This window comes from Fluviicola chungangensis (genome assembly GCF_007558725.1).
GTDB classification, from domain to species: Bacteria; Bacteroidota; Bacteroidia; order Flavobacteriales_D; family Crocinitomicaceae; genus Fluviicola; species Fluviicola chungangensis.
This window is the reverse complement of the sequence record NZ_VLPL01000006.1, coordinates 42,006-61,708: the sequence shown is the minus strand read 5'-3', so window position 1 is coordinate 61,708 and position 19,703 is coordinate 42,006. Positions and strand designations below refer to the sequence as shown.

The 19,703-nt window shown below is 42.5% G+C and carries 17 protein-coding genes; 5 read left to right on the top strand and 12 right to left on the bottom strand.

What is annotated here, in order from left to right:
* Positions 1–130: 130 nt before the first annotated feature.
* The 6 genes from FO442_RS12445 to FO442_RS12420 form a co-directional block, all read right to left on the bottom strand.
* Complete coding sequence (locus FO442_RS12445; RefSeq protein WP_144333528.1) at positions 131–2,092, bottom strand: tetratricopeptide repeat protein; 1,962 nt, start codon at positions 2,090–2,092, stop codon at positions 131–133.
* Between the two features lie 135 nt (positions 2,093–2,227).
* Positions 2,228–7,423: a T9SS type A sorting domain-containing protein gene (locus FO442_RS12440; protein ID WP_186280099.1), complete on the bottom strand. Its 5,196-nt coding sequence runs from the start codon at positions 7,421–7,423 to the stop codon at positions 2,228–2,230.
* Positions 7,424–7,480: 57 nt separating this feature from the next.
* Complete coding sequence (locus FO442_RS12435; protein ID WP_144333526.1) at positions 7,481–8,410, bottom strand: methionyl-tRNA formyltransferase; 930 nt, start codon at positions 8,408–8,410, stop codon at positions 7,481–7,483.
* Positions 8,410–9,564 carry an ABC transporter substrate-binding protein gene (locus tag FO442_RS12430; protein WP_144333525.1) on the bottom strand — a complete coding sequence of 385 codons (1,155 nt, stop codon included), beginning with the start codon at positions 9,562–9,564 and terminating at the stop codon, positions 8,410–8,412. Before FO442_RS12430 ends, FO442_RS12435 begins: the two co-directional genes overlap by 1 nt.
* 49 nt (positions 9,565–9,613) lie before the next feature.
* Entirely contained in the window at positions 9,614–10,168 is a 555-nt protein-coding gene (locus tag FO442_RS12425; protein WP_144333524.1) for a phage tail protein, read from the bottom strand.
* A gap of 30 nt (positions 10,169–10,198) precedes the next feature.
* The gene (locus FO442_RS12420) at positions 10,199–10,753 is read right to left on the bottom strand and encodes a phage tail protein (protein ID WP_144333523.1); all 555 of its coding nucleotides are present in this window, start codon (positions 10,751–10,753) and stop codon (positions 10,199–10,201) included.
* Between the two features lie 413 nt (positions 10,754–11,166).
* On the opposite strand from FO442_RS12420, the gene FO442_RS12415 reads away from it, so the two are divergent.
* A complete protein-coding gene (locus FO442_RS12415) occupies positions 11,167–11,361 on the top strand; it encodes a cold-shock protein (protein WP_013684866.1) in 195 nt (64 codons plus the stop codon).
* 91 nt (positions 11,362–11,452) lie between these two features.
* Entirely contained in the window at positions 11,453–11,899 is a 447-nt protein-coding gene (locus tag FO442_RS12410) for a cold-shock protein (protein ID WP_144333522.1), read from the top strand.
* Positions 11,900–11,999: 100 nt separating this feature from the next.
* Here FO442_RS12410 and FO442_RS12405 read toward each other — a convergent pair whose 3' ends face one another.
* The 4 genes from FO442_RS12405 to FO442_RS12390 form a co-directional block, all read right to left on the bottom strand.
* Positions 12,000–12,257, bottom strand: coding sequence for a DUF6952 family protein (locus tag FO442_RS12405; protein ID WP_144333521.1), 258 nt, complete (start codon positions 12,255–12,257; stop codon positions 12,000–12,002).
* Positions 12,238–12,552, bottom strand: coding sequence for a thioredoxin family protein (locus tag FO442_RS12400; protein ID WP_144333520.1), 315 nt, complete (start codon positions 12,550–12,552; stop codon positions 12,238–12,240). Before FO442_RS12400 ends, FO442_RS12405 begins: the two co-directional genes overlap by 20 nt.
* Positions 12,553–12,558: 6 nt before the next feature.
* Complete coding sequence (locus FO442_RS12395; protein WP_144333519.1) at positions 12,559–13,176, bottom strand: peroxiredoxin; 618 nt, start codon at positions 13,174–13,176, stop codon at positions 12,559–12,561.
* Between the two features lie 229 nt (positions 13,177–13,405).
* Positions 13,406–13,852 (bottom strand): Dps family protein, encoded by a 447-nt coding sequence (locus FO442_RS12390; RefSeq protein ID WP_144333518.1) that lies wholly within the window; start codon positions 13,850–13,852, stop codon positions 13,406–13,408.
* Positions 13,853–14,025: 173 nt separating this feature from the next.
* On the opposite strand from FO442_RS12390, the gene FO442_RS12385 reads away from it, so the two are divergent.
* Both FO442_RS12385 and FO442_RS12380 read left to right on the top strand, forming a co-directional pair.
* A complete protein-coding gene (locus FO442_RS12385) occupies positions 14,026–14,946 on the top strand; it encodes a LysR family transcriptional regulator (RefSeq protein ID WP_144333517.1) in 921 nt (306 codons plus the stop codon).
* Positions 14,947–15,039: 93 nt separating this feature from the next.
* Positions 15,040–15,552, top strand: a complete 513-nt coding sequence (locus FO442_RS12380; protein WP_144333516.1) for a gamma carbonic anhydrase family protein — start codon at positions 15,040–15,042, stop codon at positions 15,550–15,552.
* 62 nt (positions 15,553–15,614) lie between these two features.
* Here FO442_RS12380 and FO442_RS12375 read toward each other — a convergent pair whose 3' ends face one another.
* Complete coding sequence (locus FO442_RS12375) at positions 15,615–16,220, bottom strand: hypothetical protein (protein WP_144333515.1); 606 nt, start codon at positions 16,218–16,220, stop codon at positions 15,615–15,617.
* 277 nt (positions 16,221–16,497) lie between these two features.
* Between FO442_RS12375 and FO442_RS12370 the strand changes: the two genes are divergently transcribed.
* A complete protein-coding gene (locus tag FO442_RS12370; protein ID WP_144333514.1) occupies positions 16,498–16,845 on the top strand; it encodes a group III truncated hemoglobin in 348 nt (115 codons plus the stop codon).
* 97 nt (positions 16,846–16,942) lie between these two features.
* On the opposite strand, the gene FO442_RS12365 is transcribed toward FO442_RS12370, so the two are convergent.
* Positions 16,943–19,624: a PKD domain-containing protein gene (locus FO442_RS12365; protein ID WP_144333513.1), complete on the bottom strand. Its 2,682-nt coding sequence runs from the start codon at positions 19,622–19,624 to the stop codon at positions 16,943–16,945.
* Between the last annotated feature and the right edge of the window lie 79 nt (positions 19,625–19,703).

Genomic DNA, 19,703 nt, shown 5'->3' with positions numbered 1-19,703 from the left:
TTAAACCGAGGAAAATTATGTATTTAACACAGGTAAGATGTAAATCTTTGCGCTCTAAACTGAGTCCCCTTTTTTAACGGGTATTCACATGAATTGAAGTTCAAACTTTAGGATCAACAAAGAAAATCTCTCATTTTAGAAGGCCGCTGTATTGAGCCACTTTTTCCCTGTTCCCTGCCTGTTCATAAGACAAGATCAGGAGTCTCAAAGCATTCACATTCAAAGAATCTCTGCTATAAATCCCTTCAAATACCCGGCCGGCCTCATTGTAATTGGCCGCGGCACCGTATGCACTTCCCAGGTTCGAAGCCATTTCAGTGTCATTGGGGAATTTTTGGATTCCTTTCTTGAATACAGCAACCGATTCAGGATAGCGTTTCAGGCTAAACAGGGAAATTCCGTATCGTTTGTAATGACCGATTGTAGCATCTTTCCAACCGATGACCTGTTTGAATGTGTTTGCCGCTTTTTCGTACTCTTTCAGTGCGAAGTAAGCATCGCCCAGGTTGCCGTAGAGCGAAGGGTCATCCGGATTGAGAGTAATTGCTTTTTGGGTGTACCTCACGGATTGATCCAATTCATTCAGTCGGTAGCAGACAACGCCTAAATTTGTATAGGAATTCGCATCCAGTGAATCAAGGGAAATGGCTTTTTTGAAACTGGAAGCAGCAAGTTGCCATTGTTGCCGCATGGCTGAAGAGTCTGATTGCTCCGTATTCATTTTCAAAACTCCGTAATTGAATTGGACCCGGGCACTGTTCGGACTATTTTGAAGATCCGCAGTGAAAAGCGTGCTGTTCGATTCCCAGGCTTTGTTGCGCTGAATTGTTTGGATGCTAAATAGAATTGCTGCCAAAGTTGAAATAAGAAAGGCAGTCGACTGCCATTTTTCGGTTTGTTGGGATTTAAATAAGGTAAATACTCCAATAACAACCGAAATAATGATTCCCAAAGAAGGAGTATAAATCAACCGATTGGCGTACGTAGTTCCGATCAGTGAAAAGATATTCGTCACCAGGGCAATGGTAATAAAGAAAAAGAGAATTCCAAAAGCGATCTCAGGCCGTGATCTGTGGGTTTTGATAACTACCAGCGCACAGAAGATTACTGCCAACAAAGTACCAATAACCGGAAGTGAAGTAAAGCTCAAACATGGAAGCTGATTGTAAGAGTAATCATAGCTTAGTTTGAATGGAGCGATGCTTTCCAATAAATAGCGGCCTAAAATTCCTATCCCGGTAGCAACACGTGAGCCATTCTCACAGGCAACAAGGGAGTTGTCATGATAAGAATACTGAATCGGTGGAGTAGGGTCGGAATGAATAACCAGCTGGTGTAAAATCAACCAGGCACCCGAAATAAGGAGCAGAGGAAGCAGTTTTTTGAAGGTGGAACCAACTGATTCTTTTCGAAGCATCCAAAAATAAAGTCCCAAAACGGGTAAGTACATGATCCCCGCTTCTTTGGATAGCAAACAGGCAAGGAATAAAACAGCCGGTTTGATAAGGTCCGTTCGTTTTCCATCCCGGATGTTCAACAAGCTCAGAAAAGTAAGTAGGAAAAAAAGGAAACAAAGGATTTCATCCCGGCTTTTTATATTGGCAACCACTTCCGTATGACTCGGGTGGACCATAAAGATAAGGGCGATGGAAAATGAGACCCAGACAGAATAACCGGGAAGTAATTTCAGCAGGAGTTTAAAAAGTAATCCGATAGTCAATGCATAAAGCAACACATTGACAAAATGATGGATTGCAGGATTATTAGGGGAAATGGCCCATTCAATGGCAAACATCACCATGGATAATGGGCGGTACAATCCTGCATTGGCATTCCAAAATCCTTTCCAATAAAAAGTTGAGAGTAAATCGGGAATTCCACCGAAACCATCCTGCACAAAGCGATTATTTTCAATCACTGCTAAATCATCCAATACAAACCCATATTGAATGGTAGATCCGAATAGGATAAATGCAGCAATGGACAACATCCAGAAAAGTCTGCGTTGCATCAACCGGGAAAGGTCGGCAGATGGTAAGGGAGTTACTTTATTCGGGGATTGTTTAACGGGGGAAGATTTCTTTTTTGTCATAGCCCGGCTAAAATAAGTTTATTTGTCCTCTGTACCTATGTATTGAATTAAAAATAGGAGTGCGAGGTAGAAAAAAATGTAAAATAAAAGCGGCGGTTCAATAGATAAACCGCCGCTTTCCGTATTTTTTGTGAATTATTGTTTCACTAATCGTTCGGTATGACTACCTGAATTAGTTACGATGTGAACTAGGTAAACTCCTCTTTCGAAGGCTTCAACTGAAAGCACTTCTCCTGTTTGAGCATGGTCAACAGACATCACAACTTTTCCTTTTGCATCGTAGATGATAATGGATGCTTCATTCGAACCTGTAAAAGTGACTTTCACATTGTTCTGTGTTGGGTTCGGTGTTAGAGTAACCCCAAATGAACCCTTGTATTCATTCAATCCGACATGGCTGATCACCACACAGTCAGATGTATCGCTGCATGAACCGTTTGAAACTACTACAGCATAAGATCCATTGGAAGTTGCTGTAAAAGTGGCGTTTGTTTCACCTGTCAGTTCCTGTCCGGCACATGTGATCCATTGATACGTTCCTGTTCCCGAAGCCTGTAAAGTAATTACATCTAATGAAGTAATTCCTGCTACTGGAGACGGAACAATTGTCAGATCCAGGTTTTCAATACTGTCACAACCATTCATGTTCGTGAATGACATGGTATAGAAACCGCTGGTAGTGAATGTTTGACCATTCCAAACCAGAGAATCACATGCCGTTACAACAGTTGTATCAGCATCAGCAGTATTGATGATCAAATTAAGAGTAATAGTACTGTCGCAACCCAAAGCATTACTCAATGTCTGCGTGAAAGTTCCGCTGGTAGTGTAAGTTTGACTGTTTAGTGTATAACTTTCACACGCTGTTACATTAAGAGTCTCTGAAGTGGAAAAGTTCAAAGTCAAATTCAATGTTACCGTACTGTCACATCCCAAAGCACTTGTTAATACTTGTGTATAAGTACCACTTGTGGTATATGTCTGTGAGTTCCAGGTATAGCTGTCACAATCTGATGCACTAAACGAATTCGTGATTGCTGCCGGTTGTGTAATCGTAAATGTTTGGTCAGCCGTACATCCGTTTGCATCTGTTACAGTCACAGTATAGGTTCCTGCAGCAAGATCTGTTACAGAAGCCGTTCCGTCACCGGTTGGAGTTCCCGGAGCCCAGTCGTATGTGTAACCAGGAGTACCGCCTACAGGTGCGTTGATGGAAGCTGCTCCATCAGTAGAACCATTACAAGATACGTCTGTTTGAGAATCTGTTGTTATGGAAATAGCGGTTGGCTCGGTAATAGTGAATGACTGAGAAGCAGTACATGCATTTGCATCCGTTACTGTTACAGTATAGGTTCCCGCAGCAAGATCTGTTACAGCAGTCGTTCCGTCACCTGTTGGATTTCCCGGAGTCCAGTCGTAAGTATATCCGCCGGCACCGCCTGTTGCAGCATTTACAGTCGCCGCACCGGTTGAACCACCGTTACAAGCAACGTTAGTTTGCGAAGCAGCTGTTAACGAAATAGCAGTTGGCTCGGTAATAGTGAATGACTGAGAAGCAGTACATGCATTTGCATCCGTTACTGTTACAGTATAGGTTCCCGCAGCAAGATCTGTTACAGCAGTCGTTCCGTCACCTGTTGGATTTCCCGGAGTCCAGTCGTAAGTATATCCGCCGGCACCGCCTGTTGCAGCATTTACAGTTGCCGCACCGGTTGAACCACCGTTACAAGCAACGTTAGTTTGAGAAGCAGCTGTTAACGAAATAGCAGTTGGCTCGGTAATAGTGAATGATTGAGAAGCAGTACATGCGTTCGCATCCGTTACTGTTACAGTATAGGTTCCTGCAGCAAGATCTGTTACTGAAACAGTTCCATCACCTGTTGGAGTTCCCGGGGTCCAGTCGTAAGTATATCCGCCGGCACCACCTGTTGCAGCATTTACAGTCGCCGCACCGGTTGAACCACCGCTACAAGCAACGTTAGTTTGCGAAGCAGCCGTTAACGAAATTGCTGTTGGCTCGGTAATAGTGAATGACTGAGAAGCAGTACATGCATTCGCATCCGTTACTGTTACGGTGTATGTTCCTGCAGCAAGACCTGTTACTGAAACAGTTCCATCACCGGTTGGATTCCCCGGAGTCCAGTCGTAAGTATACCCGCCGGCACCGCCTGTTGCAGCATTTACAGCCGCTGCACCGTTTGCGCCTCCGTTACAGGAAACATTTGTTTGAGAAGAAGCAGTTAACGAAATAGCTGTTGGCTCGGTAATAGTGAATGACTGAGAAGCAGTACATGCATTCGCATCCGTTACTGTTACGGTGTATGTTCCTGCAGCAAGACCTGTTACTGAAACAGTTCCATCACCTGTTGGAGTTCCCGGAGTCCAGTCGTAAGTATATCCGCCGGCACCACCTGTTGCAGCATTTACAGCCGCCGCACCGGTTGAACCACCGTTACAAGCAACGTTAGTTTGCGAAGCAGCTGTTAACGAAATAGCTGTTGGTTGAGTAACCGTGAAGTTAACTGAAGCCACACACGCGTTTGCATCGGTTACGGTACATGTCCATGTTCCGGCAGTCAATCCGGATACGGAAGTCGTTCCGTCCCCGATTGGGTTTCCAGGCGTCCAGTTGTAAGTATACCCACCGGCACCTCCTGTTGCAGCATTTACTGCGGCAGCTCCGTTTGCGCCTCCGTTACAGGAAACGTTTGTTTGTGTAGCAGCTGTTAATGAAATAGCTGTTGGTTGAGTAACCGTGAAGTTCACTGAAGCCACACACGCATTTGCATCTGTTACGGTACATGTCCATGTTCCGGCAGTCAGCCCGGTTACGGAAGTTGTTCCGTCACCTGTTGGGTTTCCAGGCGTCCAGTTGTAAGTATACCCACCGGCACCTCCTGTTGCAGCATTTACTGCGGCAGCCCCGTTTGCGCCTCCGTTACAGGAAACGTTTGTTTGAGAAGAAGCCGTTAATGAAATAGCTGTTGGTTGTGTGACTGTCGGACTAACAGTTCCGGTACATCCGTTTGCATCTGTAATGGTTACGGAGTATGATCCTGCGGTAAGCGAAGTTCTGTCTTCCGTAGTTACACCACCCCCCCAGTTGAAAGTATATGGCCCGACACCACCTGTTGGAGTGAGGTTAATTGCACCTGTGTTTCCTCCGTTACAAGCAACGTTGGTTACAACAGTTGTACCTGAAACGGCAGCAGCCGGTTGTGTGACCGTCGGACTAACAGTTCCGGTACATCCGTTTGCATCTGTAATGGTTACGGAGTATGATCCTGCAGTAAGCGAAGTTCTGTCTTCCGAAGTTACTCCACCTCCCCAGTTGTAAGTATATGGACCAACACCACCTGTCGGTGTGAGATTAATAGCGCCTGTGTTTCCGCCGAAGCAAGCTACATTCGTTACAACCGTAGTTCCTGAAATGGCTGTAGGCTGAGTAACAGTTGCGTTTACGGTTCCAGTACATCCGTTTGCATCTGTAATGGTTACGGAGTATGCTCCTGCAGTAAGTGAAGTTCTGTCTTCCGTAGTCACACCACCACCCCAGTTATAGGTATACGGTCCTACACCACCTGTCGGAGTAAGATTGATTGCACCAGTATTTCCACCGTTGCAGGCAACGTTGGTTACAACCGTAGTTCCTGAAATGGCAGTAGGTTGAGTAACAGTTGCGTTTACGATTCCAGTACATCCGTTTGCATCAGTAATGGTTACGGAGTAGGACCCTGCCGTAAGCGAAGTTCTGTCTTCTGCAGTGACACCACCGCCCCAGTTAAAGGTATACGGTCCTACACCACCTGTCGGGGTGAGGTTAATAGCACCTGTATTTCCCCCGTTACAAGCTACATTCGTAACAACTGTTGTTCCTGAAATGGCAGCAGCCGGTTGTGTAACAGTAATTGATGAAACCGTTTTGGTACATCCGTTTGCATCTGTAATGGTTACGGAGTAAGATCCGGCTGTAAGCGAAGTTCTGTCTTCTGTGGTTGGTCCACTTACCCAGTTAAAGGTATAGCCCGGAGTTCCACCTGAAGGAGTGAGGTTAATAGCACCCGTATTTCCACCGAAACACGTAACATTTGTCACCACGGTTGTTCCGTTGAGAACAGGAGGCTGAGTAATGGTGAAATTTTTGGTGATTTGACACGAAATTGCATCGGTAATGGTTACGGTATAACTTCCAGCAGACAAACCGGTAGCAATCGAAGCCGTACCACCGGATGGAGACCAGCTATAAGTATATGATCCGATTCCTCCGGTTGGTGAGACAGCAGCAGAACCGTTGGAAATTCCATTGCACGATACATTATTTTGAGCTGAAGAAGAGGTAATATTTGAGATGTTTAAAGTTCCTGCGTTCGAATTCGTAAAGCAGGAAGCGACACCGTTAATTGCTACCAGGCGGTATTGATACCCGTTCATTCCTGCAGTTGCACCGATGATTGTCAGTGTGTTTGTTGTTGCATTCGAATAAACACCTCCGTTGGTAATATCTGTAAAACCTGATCCAGTGTTTACCTGCCATTGGAGGGCAGTTGCACCTGTTGCAGCGCCTGTGAAAGTTGTATTTCCATTGACACAAATGCTTCTGTTTGGTGGGTTGGCAGTTATAACAGGGGCTGTACAGGAAGGTGTTTCGAAGAGACGGAAGTTGTCAATCGATATTGATCCGGGAGCTCCGTTATTAAGGAAAATATCAAAACGTAAATCCAAAGTTGTTCCCGTACCACTGATATTTGCAGAAAACTCACTTAGCGTATTTCCTAAAAGAGTTCCATCTCCTATTCTATTATTATCGGTATCTAATGCAAACCTACCGCCGGATGCCGTTGCGTCATTCGGATAAATACCAATTATTTTTTGCCATGCGCCTCCGTCTATTCTGTATTCGATAGCCATCGAATCCATGGTGAAATTGTTGGTAGAGTTTGCAAAAAATAATCCCTGAAAAACAGCAGAACTTTCGGCACCGAAGAAACCCTTGAAAGACAATCCGCTTTTACCGGAAATGTTTATGGAAGACCAGGTAATTGACTGGCCAGGACTAATGCTGTTACTGCTACAAGTGGGACCTCTGTCAATATCAGCAGCGGCAAAAAACTTGCTGTTTGCAAAACCCGAATAAGCAGCATTAATAGCTGGTGAAGATCCGGTTGTTCTGGTAAAATAAGCTGCACCAGTGCAGTAGAACTCCGAAAGTGAAAGAGTTCTGGAACCAGATGAAGGTGACCCTGCATCTTCAAAATCATCCGACCAGAATTGCGTCTGTGCGATTCCATTGAAACCAGTAAAGAGCAAAGTGATAAGAGTTAAAAATTTCATTTTTTTCATTTTTACATTATTAGTTATTAGTAGTATATAGCTATTTGTTTTTGAGTGTTAATTAAGAATGTATTCAGGAATTGATGTGGTTTTTATAAATCGCTCTGCTGCTAGAATACCGAAATCTCCTGCTACAATTTGAATATGAATAACTTTTTGATCGATACAGGAAACAGCTATTGATCCTGATTGAGTGAGTTGTAATACCTTTCCGGGTAGTTCCGAGTGCAGTTCATCGGATAGTGTTGCGGCAAGTAGTTTAACACTTCTGCCAAATAAGATAGCATCAGCTCCTTGATTCCACGGATTACATGCATTGATCAATGCAATAATTTCGTCTGCCGGCATTCTGTTCCATTGTATAAATGTGTCAATAGCTTCCGGTTTTTCAAAATACCGTGCTTTGTTTTCATCTTGTGCAGTACGGGGGATAGTTGATGCATATTGAAGCATTTGTGCAATATTGAGGGCAACCATCGCTGTCCGGGAGCTCAATTTGATTGCCAGTTCTCCATAAGTTTCGTTTTTGGAAATGGGTAATGTCTCTTTTAAAATAATGGCCCCGTCATCAAATTCTTCACTCATGAAGTGTACACTTACCGCTGTTTCTTTTTCCTGGTAACGTAATACTTCAAAAAGAGGCATCGGCCCTCTGTATTCAGGAAGCGGACCAGGATGGAAATTGATGAATTTATCTTCTCCATAGGAGAGAACTTCTTCCGAGAGAAGGAAGGGGAATGAGATGCTGAAAATGTAATCCGGTTGAATTTCGTCGATCCAATTTCGTAAATGTGAAAGGCTTTCTTTCGTAGGAAAAGACATGTATGGCAAACCACTATTTTTACTTTCCTGATCCAAAATTGAAAGGATTCCCTTTTCTCCTTTTCCAATGCCAATTCCACATAGGAATTTTTCCACTCCAAGTGTTTGAAGAGAAGGAAAGGCGAATTTACCTCCGCAAAGAACAAGTATACGTTTCAGTTCCATCAGATACAGGTATAACTATTGTACCAACCGGATATAGCATCTTTCATTGGCAATGCGATAAATGCTTCAAAATCCGCAACGGTTTCATTAATCTGTTTTTCAACAACCACTGAGCAGCCATTGTTTCCATTGCTTTGGATGTTTGTTTCATACATGGGGGCCAGTGTGTGGCGGGTTGGTGCATGAAAATAAACTTTTCCACGAGGTCCTTCAAAGGAGAAATCATTTAGTGTGTCAGCAACGAAAGCAACGTTATTTTTGTGTGCCGACATCAGATTTACTGCCTCAGCACCGATGATTGCTCCTTCCCATCCCAATAGTGAGAATAAGTTAGCTGTTCGTCCGCTGGATTCAATAGATGCAATGAAGATCTTGTTTGCAGAATTGTCTAAATGATAGGACCATGCAGCAATTCCTTTAATAAGTCCGCCTGGATGAACGGCGTTTTTTAACATTGTTTCCTCACATGCAAAAGGAGGGAGGTACACCGGAAGATGATTCTCACCGAAGACTTCTTTCAAGCATTCAAAATACCATTGAACATAGTCCCCGCTGAAAATACTCAATAAAGCTCCGTTTGGATGGTTTTCGGTATGTTCCTTTAGCGGGAGCATCGAAAAATCATTTTTATTGTAGCCCGTTGAATGATTAAAGGAAATATTTCCTCCTGCTTCTGTAAAACCACTGCAAATTCCCCAGGTTTGAAGATATCCGCCGTCGTAATACCCGGTAACCATTCCACCTTGTGAAAAACCATCATTAACTGCTCGTTTGGCAGTTAACCAGGAGCCAAAGGTATTGTGGAAGGAATGATAGATGATGTTCGGTGTCTCGGGCCATTCATGTGGTGCGTTTGCTCCGGCATCCAAAACAATCAACAGACGGTTGGCAGCTTGAAATAAAGGCCTGAGAACCTGAGCCATACGATGTCCGATATAGGCAAGGATAACAGTCGCATTTTCATGCATAATCAGTTCTTCTGCTGCTTTATAACATAATTGCTTGTCTGTACCGAATCCAATGTTCTCAGTAACAACTCGAATATCATCTCGTTCCAGCTGTTTCAAAGAAGCACGAACTCCTTCAAATAAATCAAAACTCAACCCGGTATAATAAGTTGAGCGTGGTAAAAGCAGACCAATCGTTTGTTGCATTATATTGTTATAAAAAAGGAGTGCCTTATTAAAGCACTCCTATCGTTTATTAATTTCGACTTGGAAAAATACCTTCCACTGCAATTGAAAAATTCATGCATAAGAAGGGATTCAAAACACCAAAGGGGTAACCGGATCCAGCAATATCTGTAGTTCCTGATACCTGGGTTCCTCCGGTAAATACATTTGCTGAAGCAGAATCAGCGTATGCAGCAGTAACGGTAGTGGCAGGAAATGTTCCGTCCGCTCCCTGCTCACCTGCAGCTCCAGAAGATGCTTTTATCTGAACATGCATATTTACAAGTGTATGAATATGCTGTGGCATATTAGCAGTTGTAAGCGTTACAGAGGTGTTTCCGGCAGCTTCTCCCATATCATAAGCAGGTAAACCAGGACCATTGCCTTGCCCTATTGGCATACGTCCCTGCAAATCAGGAAGTGCAAAAGTAGTTTGACCGTCCCCACCATAAGTAGTTCCGATCAATGAAAACAAGGCTGTATACTGCGCAATTGAAAGCAGTTGTCCCTGGCAAGTCATATAACCCAAAGGAGGGAAATTAAATCCAAGAAGTTTTACTTCTCCTATAAATGGTTCTGTAGACATAATTCAATCTAATTAGAGTAAGTAAAAAAATTAGTTACGACTCGGGAAAATCCCCTGAAGTGCAATGGAATAATTCATGCACAAATAAGGATTTTGAATGCTGAATGGCTGTCCTCCTCCTGTAATATCAGTTGTCCCGGTAATTTGAGTTCCTCCTGTAAATACATTCGGAGAAGCTGAATCTGCATAAGCAGCGGTAACTGTTGTAGCAGGAAAGGTTCCATCTGCACCTTGTTCAGTTGCTGTGCCTGAGGAAGCCTTAACTTGTACTCTTACACTGTTCAACGTGTGAACGTGTGGAGGCATGTTACTTGTTAAAAGAGTTGTGGTTGTAGTTCCTGCAACTTCTCCCATTGAGTAATATGGAAGGCCTGGTCCTTGACCCTGACCGATTGGAACACGGCCTTGTAAATCCGGTAACGCAAAAGTTGTTGTCCCATTACCTCCGTAAGTTGTCCCGAGTAATGAAAAAAGTGCAGTGTTTTGTGCAATTGATAAGATTTGCCCTTGGCAAGTTGCATAGCCCTTTGGAGCGAAATTAAAACCGAAAAGTTTTACTTCTCCGATAAATGGTTCAGTAGACATAGTTATTATTTGTTTAAAAGTTACAATGTGACAAATGATAACGTATGCGCAATTTGAACGCAGGCCTGTAAAAGGAAATTGTAAAGAGCGGTTTCGTCATCAGTGAATGTTTAATTTAATTGTGAAACAAATATAAGTATAAAAAAGAGAATAAACGCTTAACCATATAGAAACAAAACTAAAAATGATTTCGATAATTAGCAGTAATCACAGCGAAAATCAAGGGGAAACCCTTAGGGATTCAAGTTTCGGTAAAAGTGTGTTTTAACCAGATAAACTCAAAAAACAGTTGAAAAAACAGTCAAAAACGAGTACAGTATAAAAGTTAATTTAATCGAAAGCGCATTTATTTTGTCGAATAACTGATTTTTAAGCGTACCTTCGTTCCAAGTATTTATTTAATAACAAGTTTAATGAACAAAGGAACAGTAAAGTTCTTCAATGAAACTAAGGGATTTGGTTTTATTAAAGAAGATGACTCCGCAAAAGACCACTTCGTACACGTATCAGGATTAGTTGATGAAATCCGCGAAGGTGACCAAGTAGAATTCGAATTAGAAGAAGGTAAAAGAGGAGTGAACGCAGTAAACGTTCGCGTAATCCAATAATTGATTTTAATAAATGAACGAAAGAGTTTGTTCGTCGGCTGGCGAATAAACTCTTTTTTATTTTATCAAAGTAGAAATTTTAAAATAGTAAATGGCAAGATCACAAGAGACTTTTAATAAAAAAGAGATTCAAAACAAAAAAGACAAAAAGCGCAAAGACAAAGAAAAAAAGATGCTTGAGCGCAAAGAAAACGGAAAAGCTAGCTTTGAAGATATGATCGTTTATATTGACGAAAATGGAAATCAGACAACGACTCCGCCGGACCATTCCAAACGTCTAGAGTTCAATGCAGAGGATATCGTAATCGGTGTTCCGAAAAGAGAAGATGTGGAACCGGAAGATAAAGTGCGTAAAGGGGTGGTTACTTTTTACAACGACTCCAAAGGATATGGCTTCATTAAAGATGTAACGTCCGGCGATAGCATTTTTGTCCATGCAAATCAATTGAGCGAAGCAATTACAGAAGGAAACAGAGTGAGCTTCGAAGTTGAAAAAGGCCAGCGCGGACCAACTGCGGTAAGGGTTAAGAAGGATTGATCCCAGGTTTAAAATAATTCAAACGTTTAAAAGGTCACCGATTGGAATTTTTTGAACGCGTTGTTTCAAAAAAAAGGCCCTCTTTCGAGGACCTTTCAATTTATTTGTCAATGGAGCCGGTAACCCGCTTCATAAACTCATTCAGTGCATCTTTCTGAGATTTACCGGCTTTGATTTCCTTATGGACTTCAAGCGCCCCCGAAAAATTGGAAAGCAATTCGCCGATTACATCCAACTCTTCATCTTTCAGTCCGGGTGCATCAATGAGATGCTCCAGCGTCTCGATGGTTTCGTTCACGTAGTCTTCATCGTTTTGCTCAATGAAAGCTACCATGTGTTTAATTACCGGCAACCGCATCTCTGATCTCTTGAATGATTTCTACTTTATTACCCTGGGCTTGTTTTACCAATGCTCCTCCTACAAAGCCGGCGAAAGTAGGCAGGTTGGAAACATCGGCAAACTTACGTGAGTTCGGTAATTTCTCTGCGTCCACGTAGTAAAATTCGATATCCGGATTTTCCTCTGCCATGCGCTTAAACTTTGGCTTCGTGATCTTACAGTTCCCGCACCAGGATGCTCCGTATTGAACCATCACCTTTGGATGGCTGCTCAATAACTGCTCTAAGTTGTCTTCCGTTAACTCTGTAAACATGATTTCTTAGTTTCTGCTTAAATATTCCGCTGTACTTGTCAGGTTCGCTTTCATAGCGTCTTTCCCTTCTTCCCAGTTTGCAGGACAAACTTCACCGTGTGTCTGAACGTGTGTGTACGCATCAACCAAACGAAGGTATTCCTGAACGTTACGGCCTACCGGCATGTGATTAATCGACTCGTGGAAAACAGTTCCCTCTTCGTCAATTAAATACGTTGCACGGTATGTGACATTATCACCTGTAGAATCTTCATCGTACGGATCAAAATCCAAAATATCCAATTCTTCAGCCAAACGACGTGTTGAATCTGCAATCAATGGGAATTTAACACCTTCAATACCACCGTTGTCTTTTGGTGTATTTAACCACGCAAAGTGAACTTCTGCTGTATCACAAGATGCTCCGATTACCAACGTGTTGCGTTTTGCAAACTCAGCAGAAGCCTCTTGGAAAGCATGAATTTCTGTCGGACAAACGAAGGTGAAATCTTTCGGGTACCAAAACAATACAATTTTCTTCTTGTTTTCGATTGCATGTTTCAATACATCCATTTGAAAAGTATCTCCCATTTCATCCATTGCATTCACTAATACCGAAGGGAATTTTTTACCTACTACACTCATTTTTTATTTGTTTTTATTTATTAAGATTTTAAGACCTTGGGATCTTAAGACATCCAGACTTTGATTTTGTTCTTAAAGTCTGAATGCCTTGATCCTGAAATTAATTTTAGTTGCTACTTCAATTTTCGGAAAGAATTGAATACTTTCCTATGACATATATCAGGTTGAGGAGAATTAAGAATTTCTTCACGTCTTAATGTCCTGAAATCCTGATGTCCTAATACCTAAATCACTTTCCCAGCCATGCTGCAAACATCCAGTTTGTTTTTTCCTTTTCACGAACCAAGTCACTCATCATGGCATTGGTTCCCTCATCTTCCAAATCAGCTGATTCGGTTAAGATTTCACGCTCCAGTTTTAAGATTGTTTCCTGAGCGTTTAAAATGTATGTCATTCCTTCTTTACCATCATGAATGGTTATATTTTCTTTTAAATCACTGTTCTTCAGGTAATCTTCCAAACGATGGAGAGGGGTGATTCCTAAAGTCAGGATCCGCTCCGCCAGATCATCAATAATGACTTGTGTCCGGGTGTATAACTCTTCGTATTTCAAATGCAATTCAAAGAAGTTGGTCCCTTTTATATTCCAGTGAATTGCACGGAGATTTTGATAATGGACCTGGTAGGTCGCCAAAAGACGATTCAGTTTGTTATTTAAATCTTGTTGCGAACTCATAGCTTTTTATTTAGATTTTTATGATTTGACTTTAGTCTTTTAAGACTGTAATTCTATTAAAAGTCTTAATATCCGGATGTCTAAAACCCTAATGTCTCTTCCATGCAAAGTTGCAGATTTTGTAAATATAAATGTTATTGATTAATTTTATGAATCCATAGAATTAATTTATAATGATTTCACCACAACAAATTGCTTATGTGCTTGCCGTTTATGAAACGGGATCCATCAGCAGGGCGGCAGAACACTGTTTTGTCACTCAACCCACACTTTCCATGCAGTTGAAAAAGGCCGAAGAATTATTGGGTCACACGATCTTTCATCGGGATGCCTATTCCATGGAACTGACCGATTTTGGGAAATCACTGATTCCACTGTTGCAGCAAATCCAAGGAGATTTTGGAGCAATCGACCGGATCAGCCAAATATATTCGGGAACCTACAAGGAGCGCTTGCGTATCGGTGTGATCCCGACAGTTGCGGCATACTTGCTTTTGGATAATTTCCGGGAATGGCAAACCCTGCTTCCCAATACTCAGGTATTTGTGGAAGAACTGAAAACGGAAGAACTCATCGAAGCACTGGATCAGCGAAAAGTGGACCTTGCGATTCTTGCCGGGCCATTAAATCAGAATAATTACCGGGTAACGCCCTTGTTTATGGAAGAAATTTTAGCGTATGCCCCAAGTATTTCGGGAGAAGTACTCCTGGTGGATCAGTTGAAGGATTTGCAACCCTGGTTGTTGAATAAGGGAAATTGCCTGCGGACCCAAATGATGCAGTTTTGTGCGATCGACGAGGATTTGCCTTCCAGCTGGAATTACCAGGGAGGAAATATGGATCTGCTGATGCGGATGGTGGATCAACAGGGAGGTTACACCTTGATCCCGGAATATTATCACCCGTTTGCCTCTCAAACTACGGAATTCAAATCAATCCGTGATAATCAGGGCTCTTTTCCGGGAAGATCGATCATTGCGGTAAGTGCTTTTCGCCATGCAAACTGGGACTCGATGGAGAAAATTGTTCGGTCCGTACAGCATAAATACGGAAAACCGGTTTCGAAAGAATTGGAGCTGTTGAGTTGGAAATAGTGGGTTAATGATCAATTATGAATGGAATAATTATCAAGTGGATTTCGCTCTTGATAATTGATAATTTTGTAATTGATAATTCTAATGAAAAATATGGCGCTTATTAAATCATGCAGAGGAATCGAACCTCAATTCGGAGAAGATGTCTTTCTGGCAGAAAATGCAACAATCGTCGGTGATGTCATAATGGGAGATCGCTGTTCTGTCTGGTTCAATGCAGTAATCCGCGGGGATGTGAATTCCATTCGCATGGGAAACCAGGTCAATGTACAGGACGGAGCAGTCATTCATTGTACATACGAAAAAACCAAAACCACCCTGGGAAATAATGTTTCGATCGGGCACAATGCCTTGGTTCACGGTTGCACGGTAGAAGACAACGTGCTGATCGGGATGGGATCTATCGTGATGGACAATTGTTACATTGAATCCAATTGCATCATTGCTGCCGGAGCTGTTCTTTTGGAAAATACACATGTCGAATCATGGAGCGTCTATGCAGGAATTCCGGCTAAGAAAGTGAAAACCTTGTCTCCCGAATTGTTCGAAGGAGAAGTACAGCGCATTGCGAATAATTATGTGATGTATTCGGGGTGGTTCAAATAAAAAAGCTGCCTCCAAAATTCGGGACAGCTTTCCTGGTATTGAGTTGAGATAGTAAAAAAAACTTACTGAAGACCTCCTGGATCTTTGACAACACAACTGATTGTTCCGGCAGTGGAACCGGTTGTGAATTTCCAATTGTCGTTGTAATTCAATGGAGTTCCCCCGGTATCATAAAGAAAACCGAATGAATCTTCCGTAATGGTTGTCGGATGGATTACAGAAGTTTCGTTCATGAGTAAGTTAAAAACAGTACTGTTGGTCAATAATGTTTTCGCATACCACATAGTTGCATTGTTGCAGCTAAACGTTGCCACCTTGGTATATTGTGGTGGTGTGCTGGAAGTCCATTTATACAGGGTGTAATAAACTGTTGAGCTATAACTTTGACTGCAACTGCATTGGGTACCTACATGCCATCTGATCCTGTTCCGGTTGGTTGAGGGAAAAATGGCCAAGGCGCAACTGTATCCGTCAGAACAGGCAGCATCTACTTGTTTATTACAAAACACAGGGTGTACACAGGTTTTGGTATCAACTTGTGCGGGATCCTCTTTTCCGTTTTTTACTGAAGAAAAGGTTTCTTTCGTTTCTTTCTGACAAGCATTGAATGCAAATACTCCAAGAAACAGGCCGATTAAAGCCATTGGTAAAGTCAATGATCTTTTCATGATACTGATTTTGAGTGAATAATGTGTTTCCAATTTAAATAATCCGGTTCGAAATCCCAAAAATCAAGTTGTTAAAAGAGTGGTTTACGAAAAGAGACATCCCGTGGGAGATGTCTCTTTTGTTTTGGGTTTTAGATTTGGGCAGGTAGATAAAAACTAAACTAAAAAACTATAAAGTAATGGATACCTACCTGTTAATGTCGGGAATTTAAAAAGGTAAACATGGAAACTGATTTTTATCAGAAATTAAATCCGGAAAGCATATTATTTTTGAAGTATGAAAGCAATCGAATCAAAACAGGATGTCGAATTATTGATAGATACCTTCTATCAAAAACTGGTGAAGGATGAGTTGGTTTCTCACTTTTTTACAAAGCTGAACTTGGAAGAACATCTACCGAAAGTGGTGCAGTTTTGGAGTTTCATTTTATTGGATGAAGCAGGTTACAGTGCCAATATGATGGAAAAACACGCACGATTAAACCTCGACGAAGCATCCTTTGATCGCTGGTTAAAATTATTTCATGAAACAGTCGATCAGTTTTTTACCGGTGAGAAGGCCGAATTGGCCAAACAGCGTTCGACCCTGATTGCCTGGACGATGAAAACGAAATTCATAAAATAAAGAGTTTTTTAATGATGTCTGTCTCGATACTTTAGCCTGCGTCAATTCGAGTGCGGAGCGTATCGAGAATACAGGCTGAAACTCGACAAGACATGAATCATCTCAGCAAGGTCACATGCCCGGTTATTACCTCTGCGTTGGCATACGGTGCACAGGAAGTATACCGGATCACATAGCTGTAAGTATCTTCTTTACAAGGAAGTCCGCTAAAGGTCCCGTCCCAGTGCTCTTCGAAGTTGGTGGAATGATAGACTTCTTCTCCCCAGCGATTGAAAATTTTCAGGTCCCACTCAACCGGGTCCAGGCCTAATTTCGGGTAGAAATCATTGTTGTGTTCATTTCCGTCAGGTGTAAATGTATTCGGAACATACACAACAAACGGTTCGATCGCAATCGTCCGGAAAGTGGTATCACTGCAACCGAATTGATTGAATACAATTTGTTTCGGATAATGCATCCCGTCGGAATAATATGTATGGGTCGGATTAAGATCTGTACTTCCGGAACCGAATTCATTGAAGAAGTAAGTAACATGGGTTGCTCCCTGGGATAAATCCGTGAATTGCACTTCCGAATCACAAATAGTTGTTTCCGTTTTATCGACAGAAAAACCTGCAATTGGTTTCGGGTGGACAGTGATCAAATCCTGCTGTAGAACGGTAAACGTATCGATACAGCCGATAGTTGAAATAACGGTCAATTCAACCGAGTAAGTTCCGGCAGACTGATAAATGTGAAGGGGATTTTCCACCGTGCTTGATCCGCCATCACCAAAATCCCAGGAATAGAAGAGAGGTGCTTCGTAGTGGCTCAGATTGATAAACTGCGCAGGATAAGGTTCACATTTCAATTCGTCGCTGATTGTGAATCCCACCGTTGGAACGGAGAAGATAAATACACTCGATTGAGCAGTTTCGGCACAATTTAAAAAGCTGGCGGTCAGTGTTACCGGGTAAATTCCCGAGTCATCAAAAACGACGTTGTTTACATTTAAACTGGTCGCATTCGATGGATTGGCATGACTTCCGAAATCCCAGGAATATTCTGTAATGGAAGGGCCGCTTACAGTCCCGACAAAATTAAAACTGTTTGTTGTAACGCAAAGAGAATCGTTGTGTGTAAACGAAACATTCAATGGTTCATAAATCGTAATGTTTTGGACCAGGGTGTCGGAACAATTCGGTCCGCTGCTTGCAATGAGTGTAATCGGATACGTTCCTTCCGCCGGGAAGGTGTAAGTAGGTGAAACAGCCGTACTGACATCGGTTGTAATACCAGGAACACCAAAATCCCAGGAGTAATTGGTCGAACCGGATGAATTGTTGGTAAAGGTCTGGGTATAGCCGATACACTCGTGATTTGTTTGAAAACCGACCTGCGGATCGGGTTTGTCAAAGAAGAAAACGGGTTTTGAAATAGTATCCGCGCACACACTGTAGGTTCCGATCAGGGTGACCACATTTCCGGTCGACGAACTAAAAGCAACATTGTTAACGTTTGCTGCCGTAGAAGTTGCAGGTGTTGCATTCGGACCGAAATCCCAATTAAATTGGGTAGTTGGAGGCCCATTGATAATCTGGCTGTGAAAATCCAGTGTATTATCAATAAAACACGTGGAGTCGGCAAAACTGAAATTAACCTGGAACGGATTTTCCAAAATCAGGTCGATATAAGTGGTATCCGTACAAGGCCATCCGGGGTTGGCAACAAGCATCACGTGGTAAGTTCCGGGTTGAGGATAGACATAAGTCGGTTCGAAAGCAGTACTGTTATCGGTTGTGATGCCATTCACTCCGAAATCCCAGTAATAACTGCTGGCCCCAAAACTTTGGTTGTCAAAAGTAAAACTCAGTCCCTGGCAGTAGGAAACAAATCCGGGTGTATTTTCTTGTTCCGTTACCACGGCTGAAAGCTGTACATTACAGTTCACCACGCGGAAAAGAAAATCCCGGGTAACATAACTGATTAAAACCCCGTTTCTCCATTCATTCACCCGAATTCCAACAACGTACAGTCCCAGATTATTTGCATCTACAAATAAGTGCCCGGTTATAGGATTGATAGTTGTAGTCGATCCCGGTCCAAGCGGAACGGCCTGGCTGAATGATCCACCCCAGGTCACATTGGGATAGGGTGGATTTGGGATTGGGTTTGGAGCAGGATTCAGCGAATTTGCACCGGCATGTGGTGTTACTAATTCATAAGATAAACTATCCCCGTCCGGGTCAGTTGCACTGTGATCGAAGTTCAGATTCTCATTGTTGCAAATAACCAACGGTGGATAATTCACAAAGCGGGCAGAGCTGTTGATGTATTGATTTCCTCCTCCGGGAGGGATAATTGCCTTGATGGTTAAACCGGTATCATCCGGATTTACCAGGTTGGTAATGTTCGGGCCCCTGCAGCAACGCTGATAAGCAACAATGTAGCCGCTGACCGACGGAGGTAAGTTTAAGATGACCGTATAGATCGCTCTTTCTGTACAGATCCCGGTCGGTGGTGTAATACAAGGGTTGTTAAAGATTATCGGAAGAACGGTGCTCCCCGGGAAGGCTACATTTTCATCCGATATACGGATTCCCGTTCCTGTAAAAACACTTAAAGGCATGGGAGAATCGTAGGATGCTCCGGTCGAAGCACAATCCCGGTAAAGTGCAATGTAGAATTTGTAATTGTTTCCTCCCAGGTAGTCATAATAAATCTCTCCTCCCACGATATGTGACGCCTGCGAAGGGATAGCCCAAACCAACAAAAATAACAGTATGAGGTTTTTACGCATAAATGGAGAAAAGCTCGTTAAAATTCAGTTTTTTTTCTTTAATCTCTAAAAGTTTACCCCTCTATTGATTAAACGGTTT

Coding starts and splice junctions, on each gene's coding strand:
- FO442_RS12400 (WP_144333520.1), bottom strand. CDS start 12,552: ATGTTTACAGAGTTAACGGAAGACAACTTAGAGCAGTTATTGAGCAGC.
- FO442_RS12375 (WP_144333515.1), bottom strand. CDS start 16,220: ATGAAAAGATCATTGACTTTACCAATGGCTTTAATCGGCCTGTTTCTT.
- FO442_RS12420 (WP_144333523.1), bottom strand. CDS start 10,753: ATGTCTACTGAACCATTTATCGGAGAAGTAAAACTTTTCGGTTTTAAT.
- FO442_RS12405 (WP_144333521.1), bottom strand. CDS start 12,257: ATGCGGTTGCCGGTAATTAAACACATGGTAGCTTTCATTGAGCAAAAC.
- FO442_RS12440 (WP_186280099.1), bottom strand. CDS start 7,423: ATGAAATTTTTAACTCTTATCACTTTGCTCTTTACTGGTTTCAATGGA.
- FO442_RS12380 (WP_144333516.1), top strand. CDS start 15,040: ATGGCGCTTATTAAATCATGCAGAGGAATCGAACCTCAATTCGGAGAA.
- FO442_RS12430 (WP_144333525.1), bottom strand. CDS start 9,564: ATGCAACAAACGATTGGTCTGCTTTTACCACGCTCAACTTATTATACC.
- FO442_RS12365 (WP_144333513.1), bottom strand. CDS start 19,624: ATGCGTAAAAACCTCATACTGTTATTTTTGTTGGTTTGGGCTATCCCT.
- FO442_RS12395 (WP_144333519.1), bottom strand. CDS start 13,176: ATGAGTGTAGTAGGTAAAAAATTCCCTTCGGTATTAGTGAATGCAATG.
- FO442_RS12370 (WP_144333514.1), top strand. CDS start 16,498: ATGAAAGCAATCGAATCAAAACAGGATGTCGAATTATTGATAGATACC.
- FO442_RS12410 (WP_144333522.1), top strand. CDS start 11,453: ATGGCAAGATCACAAGAGACTTTTAATAAAAAAGAGATTCAAAACAAA.
- FO442_RS12425 (WP_144333524.1), bottom strand. CDS start 10,168: ATGTCTACAGAACCATTTATAGGAGAAGTAAAACTTCTTGGATTTAAT.
- FO442_RS12435 (WP_144333526.1), bottom strand. CDS start 8,410: ATGGAACTGAAACGTATACTTGTTCTTTGCGGAGGTAAATTCGCCTTT.
- FO442_RS12445 (WP_144333528.1), bottom strand. CDS start 2,092: ATGACAAAAAAGAAATCTTCCCCCGTTAAACAATCCCCGAATAAAGTA.
- FO442_RS12390 (WP_144333518.1), bottom strand. CDS start 13,852: ATGAGTTCGCAACAAGATTTAAATAACAAACTGAATCGTCTTTTGGCG.
- FO442_RS12415 (WP_013684866.1), top strand. CDS start 11,167: ATGAACAAAGGAACAGTAAAGTTCTTCAATGAAACTAAGGGATTTGGT.
- FO442_RS12385 (WP_144333517.1), top strand. CDS start 14,026: ATGATTTCACCACAACAAATTGCTTATGTGCTTGCCGTTTATGAAACG.